The sequence below is a fragment of the Geoalkalibacter sp. genome (assembly GCF_030604225.1).
Classification (GTDB): domain Bacteria; phylum Desulfobacterota; class Desulfuromonadia; order Desulfuromonadales; family Geoalkalibacteraceae; genus Geoalkalibacter.
Map to the genome: position 1 here is coordinate 25,007 of NZ_JAUVWH010000015.1, position 9,492 is coordinate 34,498.

Annotated in this window: 11 protein-coding genes; 9 read left to right on the top strand and 2 right to left on the bottom strand. The window is 64.3% G+C overall.

Going from position 1 to position 9,492, the window contains the following annotated elements; genetic code table 11:
- The first annotated feature begins 40 nt into the window (after positions 1-40).
- The 3 genes from QAT43_RS03385 to tpx all read left to right on the top strand — a co-directional run bounded on the left by QAT43_RS03385 (position 41) and on the right by tpx (position 2,705).
- Positions 41-1,765: a radical SAM protein gene (locus QAT43_RS03385; RefSeq protein ID WP_305041630.1), complete on the top strand. Its 1,725-nt coding sequence runs from the start codon at positions 41-43 to the stop codon at positions 1,763-1,765.
- 3 nt (positions 1,766-1,768) lie between these two features.
- Entirely contained in the window at positions 1,769-2,089 is a 321-nt protein-coding gene (sugE, locus tag QAT43_RS03390; protein WP_305041631.1) for a quaternary ammonium compound efflux SMR transporter SugE, read from the top strand.
- 97 nt (positions 2,090-2,186) lie between these two features.
- Entirely contained in the window at positions 2,187-2,705 is a 519-nt protein-coding gene (tpx, locus tag QAT43_RS03395) for a thiol peroxidase (RefSeq protein ID WP_305041632.1), read from the top strand.
- Positions 2,706-2,846: 141 nt separating this feature from the next.
- Here tpx and QAT43_RS03400 read toward each other — a convergent pair whose 3' ends face one another.
- Entirely contained in the window at positions 2,847-3,041 is a 195-nt protein-coding gene (locus tag QAT43_RS03400; RefSeq protein WP_305041633.1) for a hypothetical protein, read from the bottom strand.
- 166 nt (positions 3,042-3,207) lie between these two features.
- Between QAT43_RS03400 and QAT43_RS03405 the strand changes: the two genes are divergently transcribed.
- From QAT43_RS03405 to QAT43_RS03425, 5 genes are all read left to right on the top strand, one after another.
- Positions 3,208-4,269: a hypothetical protein gene (locus QAT43_RS03405; protein ID WP_305041634.1), complete on the top strand. Its 1,062-nt coding sequence runs from the start codon at positions 3,208-3,210 to the stop codon at positions 4,267-4,269.
- Positions 4,270-4,348: 79 nt separating this feature from the next.
- Complete coding sequence (locus QAT43_RS03410) at positions 4,349-5,551, top strand: vWA domain-containing protein (protein ID WP_305041635.1); 1,203 nt, start codon at positions 4,349-4,351, stop codon at positions 5,549-5,551.
- An 88-nt stretch (positions 5,552-5,639) separates the two neighbouring features.
- Positions 5,640-6,026, top strand: a complete 387-nt coding sequence (locus QAT43_RS03415) for a hypothetical protein (RefSeq protein WP_305041636.1) — start codon at positions 5,640-5,642, stop codon at positions 6,024-6,026.
- Positions 6,027-6,112: 86 nt separating this feature from the next.
- The gene (locus QAT43_RS03420; protein WP_305041637.1) at positions 6,113-6,517 is read left to right on the top strand and encodes a hypothetical protein; all 405 of its coding nucleotides are present in this window, start codon (positions 6,113-6,115) and stop codon (positions 6,515-6,517) included.
- Positions 6,518-6,536: 19 nt separating this feature from the next.
- Positions 6,537-7,661: a ribonuclease Z gene (locus QAT43_RS03425; protein ID WP_305041638.1), complete on the top strand. Its 1,125-nt coding sequence runs from the start codon at positions 6,537-6,539 to the stop codon at positions 7,659-7,661.
- A gap of 136 nt (positions 7,662-7,797) precedes the next feature.
- On the opposite strand, the gene QAT43_RS03430 is transcribed toward QAT43_RS03425, so the two are convergent.
- Positions 7,798-7,977 (bottom strand): hypothetical protein, encoded by a 180-nt coding sequence (locus tag QAT43_RS03430; RefSeq protein WP_305041639.1) that lies wholly within the window; start codon positions 7,975-7,977, stop codon positions 7,798-7,800.
- A 242-nt stretch (positions 7,978-8,219) separates the two neighbouring features.
- Between QAT43_RS03430 and QAT43_RS03435 the strand changes: the two genes are divergently transcribed.
- Entirely contained in the window at positions 8,220-9,227 is a 1,008-nt protein-coding gene (locus tag QAT43_RS03435; RefSeq protein ID WP_305041640.1) for a transglutaminase-like domain-containing protein, read from the top strand.
- Positions 9,228-9,492: the final 265 nt, after the last annotated feature.

Genomic DNA, 9,492 nt, shown 5'->3' on the forward strand with positions numbered 1-9,492 from the left:
AACGCGCCCGGACGGGCAGGGACGGGATAGGGCGATAGGCATGAGTCGGCGATTATTGGATAAGGCGCGGCGGCGCCTGGCGGCGGAAAGCGGTTGTCGCGCCAACCCCTGGGGCGGGCGGTTGACGGTGGCCCTGGTGTATCCCAACACCTACCATCACGCCATGAGCAATCTTGGCTTTCTCACCGTCTATCACCTGCTCAACAGCCGCGAGGATTGCCTCTGCGAGCGGTTTTTTCTGCCCGACGCCGAGGATCTCGCCGAGCACCGCGCCACCGGCTATCCCCTGTTTTCCCTGGAATCGGGCCGTTTTCTCGAAGATTTCGATCTGGTCGCCTTTTCCATCTCCTTTGAAAACGACTATCTCAACTTGCCGCTGATCTTCGAGCTGGGGCGCCTGCCCTGGCGCGCCGCCGAGCGCGACGCACGCCATCCCCTGGTGCTGGCCGGAGGCGTGTGTGCCTTTCTCAACCCCGAGCCCCTGGCCGAGGTCATGGATCTGTTCGCCGTGGGTGAGGCCGAGCCGATCCTGCCCGATCTGATCCTTGCCCTGCAACAGGAGCGCGCCTCGCGGGAGGCGCTGCTGGATGAGCTGGCGCGGGTGCCGGGTATCTACGTGCCCAGCTTGTACGCGGTGGACTATCAGGCCGACGGAATCCCGGCGCGCTGTTTGGCGCTTAAGGACGCGCCCCAGCCGGTGCGTCGCCGCTGGCTCGCCGACCTGGACGCCTCAGCCAGCGTCTCCTATGTGCTCACCGAGGAGACGGAGTTCGGCGACCTGTATCTCAGCGAGGTGTCGCGCGGCTGCTCGCGGGGCTGCCGGTTTTGCGCCGCCGGGTTTCTTTACCTGCCGCCTCGCGACCGCAGTTTCGCCAACCTTGCCGCCCAGGCTGACGAAGGCCTTTGCCGACGCCGGCGCATCGGCCTGGTGGGGGCGGCGGTAGCGGATCATCCCTATGCCGGCGCCTTGCAGCGGCACATTCTGGAACAGGGGGGCGGCGTTTCGATGTCGAGTCTGCGCATCGACGCCTTGCACCGCGAAGAGGTCGATGCCCTGGCCGCCGCGGGCCATCGCAGCCTGGCCATCGCGCCCGAAGCGGGCAGCCAGCGGTTGCGCGACCTGGTCAACAAGGGGCTCACCGAGGCCGATATTCTGCGTGCCGTGGCGTTGCTCGCCGAGGGCGGCATCCCCAATCTCAAGCTGTATTTTCTCATCGGCCTGCCCACGGAGACGGATGCCGACGTGGAGGAACTGTTGCGCCTGACCGCCGCCATCCGCACCCTCTGGCTCGATGCGGGGCGCAAGCGTGGCCGCCTCGGCAACCTGACCCTGTCCCTCAATCCGTTCATCCCCAAGCCCTTCACGCCATTGCAATGGGCGCCCATGGCGACGGAAAAAAGCTTGCAGCAGACCCTGCGCCGCATCCGCTCCGGGGTGGCGCGCCTGGCCAACACCGAGATGATCTGCGAATCCCTGCGCGCGGCGGTGCTGCAAGCCTTTCTCGCCCGCGGCGACCGGCGGGTCGCGGCGGCCCTGCCGTTGCTGGCTGCCGGGCGCAACCTCAAGGCCGTTTGCCGTGAACTGGATCTCGATCCGGATTTCTACGTCACGCGCCCGCGCGGCGCCGAGGAAATTTTCCCGTGGGAAGTGATCGACAACGGCGTGCGCCGCGATTATCTGTGGCAGGAATACCAGCGCGCCCTACAAGGGCGCGTCACGCCGCGCTGCGCCCCGGGCTGCCGGCGCTGCGGCGTTTGTGGTTAAGCCATGGCCTGGATGCAATTGGTGATTGCCGGATTGTTCGAAGTGCTCTGGGCGGTGGGTCTCAAGTTCACCCAGGGTTTTACCCGCATCGTCCCCAGTGTCCTGACCCTCGCCGCCATGGGCGTGAGCTTTTGGTTCTTGACCCAGGCCCTGCGCACTCTGCCGGTGGGCACCGCCTACGCCGTGTGGACGGGCATCGGCGCGGTGGGTACCGCTGTCGTCGGCATGCTGTTTCTCGGCGAGCCGCGCACCGCCCTGCGCATCTTTTTCATCGCCCTGATCGTCGTCGGCATTGCCGGGCTCAAGTGGGCGGGTTCGCGCTGAGGAAAATCGAATGGGGGCGCGCTTGACAGGACGCCGCGAGCGGCTAAAATGATGACCGTTTCGCTAATCTTTCATCCCTGCTCAAGGAGGATTCCCCATGGCCCAGGAAAAAACCGGCATCATCACCTTCAAAGGCAACCCCATGACGCTGCTCGGTCCCGACATCAAGGTGGGCGACGCGGCGCCTGAGTTTCGTGTGGTCGACAACGGCCTGGCGCCCGTGACCCTCGCCGATTCGGCGGGCAAGGTGCGGCTGATCACGGTGGTGCCGTCCATTGATACCCCGGTGTGCGACACCATGACGCGCAAGTTCAACCAGGACGCCGCCGCCCTGCCCGACAGCGTGGTGGTCTACACCATCAGCCTCGATCTGCCCTTCGCCCAGAAACGCTGGTGCGGCGCCGCCGGCATCGAGAAGGTCAAGACCCTCTCCGATTACCAGGAGCGCTCCTTCGGCCTGAACTACGGCCTGCTCATCAAGGAATTGAAGCTGCTCGCGCGCGCCGTGTACGTCATCGACCAGCAGGGCAAGGTGGCCTACCGCGAGATCGTCAAGGAAGTGACCGCCGAGCCCGACTACGCGGCGGCCCTGGCGGCGGCGAAGAACCTTGTCTAAGCTAGTTTAGGGGGGCGCGGAAGAACGCGGAAAAGGCGGGATCGCAGCGGATCTGGCTGGTTAAGCCGCGGTGATCCTGAAAATCCGCGACCCATGAACGTTCATAGCCCTCGGCCTCGCGGTCGGGGGCTTTTGTTGATTTCAGGGCTTGCGGTCGCGGTTGCGGCCAAGAAGACTGTCGAGAGAGAAGAAATTGCGCAGGCCGCCGCGGGCGCGGTTGACCTGGTCGTGCACCTCCATGCCGCGCCGCACGATGGCGCCGGCGCGGCGCGCACCGAACAGCAGGACCAGCAGGCCGATGAGCAGGGCGATTTCCCAGATGCCGAAACCAAACATGGCGGGGCTCCTCTTGCGGGCGAATGACCCGGATCATAGCCCGCCCGGGACGGCAAAGACAAGGTTTTCCCGCGCATCCGAGCCGGCGCATCCGAACCTTGCGCCGGCGGACCGGGATGAATTATCGTGGAGAGCGTGGCGCGGCATTCAAAAAGGTTGAAAATCCATGAATGTTGAACAAATGAAACTGGTGGTGCGCGAGATTCTCACCCGCACCGATCTGACCCCCTGCATCGTCGGTCATCGCGGCGTCGGCAAATCGGCGGGCATCCTCCAGGTGTGCCGCGAGGCGGGGCTCAATTACGTGTCCCTGCGCCTCGGGCAGATGGAAGTCGGCGACTTGGTCGGCATTCCCTACCGCGAGGGCGAGGTCATGCGCTGGTCGCGGCCCTCCTGGTGGCCCCTGGACAGCGACGCACCGACGGTGGTGCATTGCGACGAGCTCAACCGCGCCCAGCAGGAGGATACCCTGCAGGCCATCTTCCAGTTCGTCGAACCTCCCGCCGCGGGCCGCCGTCGCGCCCTGCACACCCATCAGCTCGATCCGCGCCACAAGGTGGTGGTGACCATCAATCCCCCCGACGGCACCTACCAGGTGGCGACCCTCGACCGCGCCTTGCTGGATCGTATGGTAATGGTCTACGTGGAAACCGATTACTCCTGCTGGGCACGCCATGCCGAGAAAAACAGCTTCGACGCCGACGTGCGCCAGTTTCTCGCCGCTCACAGCCAGATGCTCGCCCGCCAGGGCAGTCCCCTCGACATGCAGATGGAGCCCAGCGAGCGCGCCTGGGAGATGGTCAGCACCCTGCGCCGCAACTGCCGCTTTCCTCGTGACCTGGAGATGGAAGTCTACGCCGGCATCGTCGGCAACGAGGCGGCCGCCCTGTTCCTGCAATGGTGCACGGACAATCGCGCGCGGCCGGTGAGCGCGGACGAGGTGCTCGACGGCTGGGACGAGGTTGAAGAGCGGGTGCGCGCCCAGCGCGACGACCTGCAAGCGGCCACCCTCAACCTGCTGGTCGCGCGCCTGCGCCACCAGCCGCGCCTGAGCCCCGCCCAGGAGCGCAACCTGGTGGCCTACATCGACGTGCTGCCGCGCGACCTGCGCTTCGGCCTGGTCAAGACGCTGCTCAAGATTCCCGCCGTGGCCGCGGTGCTGAGCAAGGACGAGTACGATGCGGTGGTGCTTGACGCCATCGCGCAGATCAGCCGCGAGGCGAGTTGAGAAGGGCTGTCCTTTGTCCTTGGTCCTTTGTCCTTGTGTGTTTGGCAAAAATTGCCCTGATCGTGCCATGGCGTAGCGGATGAGAGACGTTCAACCTTCAGCCAAGGACCAGCATCTTCTTGAAGATGCCGTCATCCGCCTGCTCAAGCGGCGGCCTTTCTACGGCCACCTGCTGCTCAATTTTCAGCGGCGCTTTGGGACGGGGGCCTATCCCCTGGGGGTGACGCTGGTGGGTGGGCTGCCGTTGCTCGAAGTCAATGCGACGCGCTTTGGCGAGTATTGCGGCGCGGAGCAGGAGGCGCTGCTCGAGCACTGCATCAAGCATGTGCTGCATCTGCACATGGCGCGGCGCAAGGAGCGCCATGCCCTGACCTGGGATGTCGCCTGCGATCTCGCCATCAATCCCGGAATTGCCTCTCTGCCCGGCGGCGCGCCGCTGCCCGGGCGCTATCATCTCGACGAGGGCCTGGCCGCCGAGCAATATTACGCGCTGCTGTCACGGCCTTTCGCCATGGGCAATTTGGAAGGCGAGGGCTTGGGTGATGCATCGCGGGAAAGTTCCGGCGACGTCGGGGTGGGGAACACCCGGGATTCCGCCCAAGACGCTGCCCCTCTCGATGATCACCAGCTTTGGGCCGAAGCCGATGCCGTGCCCCTGCGCCTCGCCGAGCAGATCGTGCGCGGGCTGGTGCGGGAGGCCTGGCGCAAGAGTGACGGCGAAATCCCCGGCGATCTCAAGACCCTGGTGGCGGCCATGCTCGCCCCCGCGCCCATTCCCTGGCGGCAGGTGCTGCGCCAGTTCGTCGCCATCGCCGGGCGGGTGGGCCGCCAGAGCACCTGGAAGCGCGAGCATCGCCGTTTTGCTCACGCCACGCCGGGCCAGCGCAAGCGCCGCCGCCTCAACCTGCTGGTCGGCATCGATGTCAGCGATTCCACCAACATCCAGGCCCTGCGCGAAGCCTTCGCCGCCGAGTTGGTGCGCATCGCCCGCGGTCGCGACACCCTGCTCACCGTGCTCTACGCCGGCAGCCGCATCCAGAAAATCGCCAGTTTTCGCGGCTGCGAGGCCGTGGCCGAAGTCTTCCACGGCGGCGGCTTCACCGATCTGCGCCCGGTGTTCGACTACGCCCGCACTCTCCATCCCCGGCCCGCCGCCGTCATCTATCTCACCGACGGCTACGGCGAGACACCTTCGCAAATGGAATTCCCCACCCTCTGGGTCTTGACCAAGGAGGGCCAGAAGCCGGCAGATTGGGGCGTGGAGCTGCGGCTTGACACCTGAGGCGCCGCGTGACCCTCAACCTGCCACTGATAACGGACCAACAAACAATGACAAGTGACCCATGACAACTGACAAGTCCCTAACCCCTATGACCGAAGAATCCGTCCGCGCTCTGCTCGAAGAGGCCGGGGCGCGGGTCGCCTCGCGCGGCGGACGCACCGACAACTACGGCGCCCCGCGCGAATTCTCCTTCGAGGTGCGCGCCCTGTTTCCCTCCGGCCTCGGCCTGCAATTGACGGCCCGCCAGTACAACTACCGCGATCCCTGGGAAGCGGGTGGTCGCGTCAACGACCTGGTGGATGTCGCCCTGCTGCGCGACGGCGCCTATTCGCCCCTGCCGCGCGGCTACGAGTGGTTTCAGGGACGCGACGAGGAGGAGGGCGTGGATGAGGAGACCCTGCGCGCCATCATCGCCGTGGTCCGCGACCTCAATCCCAAGATTTTCAAGCTGCAGGAACTGACCGGGGATTTTTAATCCCTGTGACGACTTTCCGCACCGGGCAAGGCGTCAAATCCTCCAGCCCTAGGATTTCTGATCTTCCGAACGAAGGGATTTCGCCCATGCAGCACAGGCCCGCGAAGGGAAACGATCCTGACCCGAAAATCGGGCGCATCGGCGAGCGTCCCCCTTGGGTACGCCATTTGTCCTTGCCGATTCGCGCGCTTCATCAGCTCGGGGCCGCCGTCATTCTCGCGGCCTGGCTGTTCGATGGTTTGGCGGGGCGCACCGGCGCGTTTCTGGCGTTGACCCTGGTCAGCGGCGGTTTGCTGATGGCGGGCGACTGGATGCAGCATCGTCAGTTGTGGCGCGAACTGGTGGGGGTGGTCACTCTGCTGAAAATTCTTGTTTTCGGCGCGGCCTATCACGGGTTTCTGCCCCAGGGCGCCGCCGTCGTACTGGTCTTTCTCGGTGCCGCCGTGGTGGCCCATGCCCCCCGCAAAATCCGACATCGCCTGCTGTTCTGAGGCGAGGGACGGCATCTGCATGGCTTCGATCCCCTCCCCAACACCCCGTCCCGGGCGCTTGCCTTTCAATTTCTGCGAGCCGGCTTTTTTCTCCGGGCTGATGGATGATCCGCTGCTGCTGGTGCAGGTGCGTCCCCTGGGCCGCGGCCTGCTGTTTGACTGCGGACAGCTTCACCATCTGGCCAAGCGGGTGCTGCGCTCCATCGACGCGGTTTTCATCAGCCACGCGCATATGGATCACTTCATGGGCGTGGATACGCTGGTCCGCCATGTTCTGGTGTCGCCGCGCACCCTCGATTTCTATGGGCCGCCGGGCATCGCCGCGCGTTTCGCCAACAAGCTGGGCAGTTACGACTGGAATCTTGCCGAGGATTTCTGGTGTTCGTTTCGCGTGCATGAGGTTCACGCGCACGGTCTGCGCACTTTTATGTTTCGGGGACCCGAGGGCTTCGCCTGCCGCTTCGTCGCGGAACGTGCCCACTCATCCACCGGCCTCCATGTCAACCGCTATCTGCGGGTGGATGCCGATCTCTGCGATCATAAGATTCCCGTCCTGATTTATCGCATCACGGAACTTCCGGGATTTGCCCTGGACGAAGGGCGCATGGCGGTGGCCGGGTTGGTTCCCGGCCCCTGGATCAAGGAGCTCAAGCAGCTGTTCTTCGCGGGCGACCTGCAAGGGCGTCGGCTCCGGATACCGCGGGGTGTCGGAGACGCCGGGCCGGATGCCGAGGAAACTGATGCCGCCGCGCTTTACGAACGCATCCGCGCCCGCGCGACACCCGCGAGCATCGGTTATTTCACCGACCTCGGCCTGACGCCCGAGAATCGCCGGCGCCTCAAGGATCTGCTCGGGGGAGTGACTCTGTTGATCGGCGAATGCACCTACCTGGCGCAGGACGAGGCACGGGCGCGGGCCGCCCATCATCTGTGCAGCACCGACATCAATGTGCTGCTCGATGAGTTGCGGCCCGCCTGGTTTCTGCCCATGCACCTCTCCAAGAGCTACCTCGGGCGCAGCGAGCGGCTCTTTCGCGAGCTGGAGCCGCCCGCCGGCACGACCATCCTGCGTCTTCCCGAACGGCTCACGCCGCGTCCGCTGATCCCCGCCGATCTGCCGCCGGCGGCGCGGGGACGCTGGTGAGGAGGGTTTGCTACTAGAGCGCCTTGCTTTCGAGTGAATGGCGGAATTGGCGGCGGGATCGAGGGTTGGAGGGCAAAAAATGGCGGGGTCGCCGCGGGCGACCCCGTTTTGGCGAGCAGTGGCGCGTCGCGGCGCCTCAAATGGGTCTGGGATTGCAGACGTTTTCGTCGTTGTGAACCTGGGCACCACAGTTGGTGCAGACGAAGCGAGGGTTTTCAAAAAGTTTTTCGATGTCCGGATTGCGTTCCTTGTAGGTCAATTGACAAGCGTGGAGCGCGCAATGTTCTTCGGGGTTGATGCAATCCTTCTCAGCCATGTTGCCTCCTCCTTGATGTAAATGCGCTCATTTCCCGTGGGGACCGAGCGCTTCGCGCATGTCCAAATCTTAACAAATTTTGGGGTCAATGCCATGCCGCGGGGTTTTTTCATGCCCTGGCGACGGGTCGAGCGTATCGGCGCTTTCGATATTTCCTAGGGAAATTATCGATATTATCTCTTGGACAGGTTTGGCGCCTCCCTGTTAGGATGCCCGCATTTCTCGCGTGGAGGCTCTATCGCATGGCACATCGTTTCAGTGTTTTCCTGCTTTTGCTGCTCTTGTCCCTGCCCTTTGCCGCCGCTGCCGGCCAGGGGGGCACCATCCAGATGGATTTCGATCTCTCCGCCCATGCCCCCGGCGAGGAGGTCAGGCTCTGGATTCCCTACCCGGTGTCCGACGCCCATCAGACCATCAGTGCGGTGCGTGTCGAGGGGAACCACGCCGAGGCCGCCGTTTACACCGACAAGGTTTTCGGGACGCCGATGCTCTTCGCCCGCTGGGCGCCGGGAACCGAGGAGCGCACCCTGAGATTTTCCTTCGCCGTGGAACGGCTTGAAGTGATCCGGCGCGATTTCCCGGCCAAGGAAGCTGCCTGGGATCCGCGCGATTATGCCTTGTGGTTGGCGCCGACCGCCCTGGGCCCCACGGACGGCGAAGTAAAAGCGCTGGCGGAGAGCATTACCAAGGGCCGCAAGACGGTTCATGGCAAAGCTCGGGCCATCTATGACTGGACGGTGGAGAACATGTATCGCGACCCCGGCGTGCTGGGCTGCGGCCCCGGAGATGTTTGCGGCCTGCTGCAAAAGCCGGGAGGTAAATGCGCCGACATCCACTCGGTCTACGTCGCCCTGGCGCGCGCGGCCGGCGTTCCGTCCCGGGAAATCTTCGGCATTCGGTTGGGCAAGGATCAACCGGCGGACATTACCAACTGGCAGCACTGCTGGGCCGAATTCTATCTGCCCGGCTATGGCTGGGTGCCGGTTGACCCGTCCGATGTGCGCAAGGCGATGCTAACGGAAAAGCTCGAACTTTCCGACCCGCGCGTCGCCGAACTGCGCGAGTATTTCTGGGGCGGCATCGAAGCCGCGCGCGTCCAACTCTCCCAGGGGCGCGATCTGATTCTCTCCCCCGCTCAGCAGGGCGCGCCCCTCAACTATTTCATGTACCCCTACGCCGAGGTCGGCGGCAAGGCCCTCGACTGGCTCGATCCCGCCAGCTTCAAGTACGTCCTGACCTATCGTCCCTAAGCCATCGAAACGTGCGTCAAGGCGTTGCGCCGGGTGATTCCGGACCGCCTTGACGCAACGCAAACAGCCCTGTTGACAACGAAGGGAGAATATAATACCGTTCTGCTTAAGATTAATAAAAATTTATATCTTTGGTTGGAATTCCATGGAAAAGCTCTCCAAGGATTCGCGCGCCTTGCTTTTTTATTCCTGGCTGCTGGCTCTTTTCGGTCTGGCGGGAGTCGCGGCTTCCTATGCGTGGAATCTCGCGCTGCTGGAGCGCGAG

Excerpts from the sequence above, each read along its gene's own strand:
- QAT43_RS03410 (WP_305041635.1), top strand. The coding sequence starts at position 4,349 with ATGAGAGACGTTCAACCTTCAGCCAAGGACCAGCATCTTCTTGAAGAT.
- QAT43_RS03415 (WP_305041636.1), top strand. The coding sequence starts at position 5,640 with ATGACCGAAGAATCCGTCCGCGCTCTGCTCGAAGAGGCCGGGGCGCGG.
- QAT43_RS03405 (WP_305041634.1), top strand. The coding sequence starts at position 3,208 with ATGAATGTTGAACAAATGAAACTGGTGGTGCGCGAGATTCTCACCCGC.
- QAT43_RS03400 (WP_305041633.1), bottom strand. The coding sequence starts at position 3,041 with ATGTTTGGTTTCGGCATCTGGGAAATCGCCCTGCTCATCGGCCTGCTG.
- QAT43_RS03425 (WP_305041638.1), top strand. The coding sequence starts at position 6,537 with ATGGCTTCGATCCCCTCCCCAACACCCCGTCCCGGGCGCTTGCCTTTC.
- QAT43_RS03435 (WP_305041640.1), top strand. The coding sequence starts at position 8,220 with ATGGCACATCGTTTCAGTGTTTTCCTGCTTTTGCTGCTCTTGTCCCTG.
- QAT43_RS03430 (WP_305041639.1), bottom strand. The coding sequence starts at position 7,977 with ATGGCTGAGAAGGATTGCATCAACCCCGAAGAACATTGCGCGCTCCAC.
- QAT43_RS03420 (WP_305041637.1), top strand. The coding sequence starts at position 6,113 with ATGCAGCACAGGCCCGCGAAGGGAAACGATCCTGACCCGAAAATCGGG.
- QAT43_RS03385 (WP_305041630.1), top strand. The coding sequence starts at position 41 with ATGAGTCGGCGATTATTGGATAAGGCGCGGCGGCGCCTGGCGGCGGAA.
- sugE (WP_305041631.1), top strand. The coding sequence starts at position 1,769 with ATGGCCTGGATGCAATTGGTGATTGCCGGATTGTTCGAAGTGCTCTGG.
- tpx (WP_305041632.1), top strand. The coding sequence starts at position 2,187 with ATGGCCCAGGAAAAAACCGGCATCATCACCTTCAAAGGCAACCCCATG.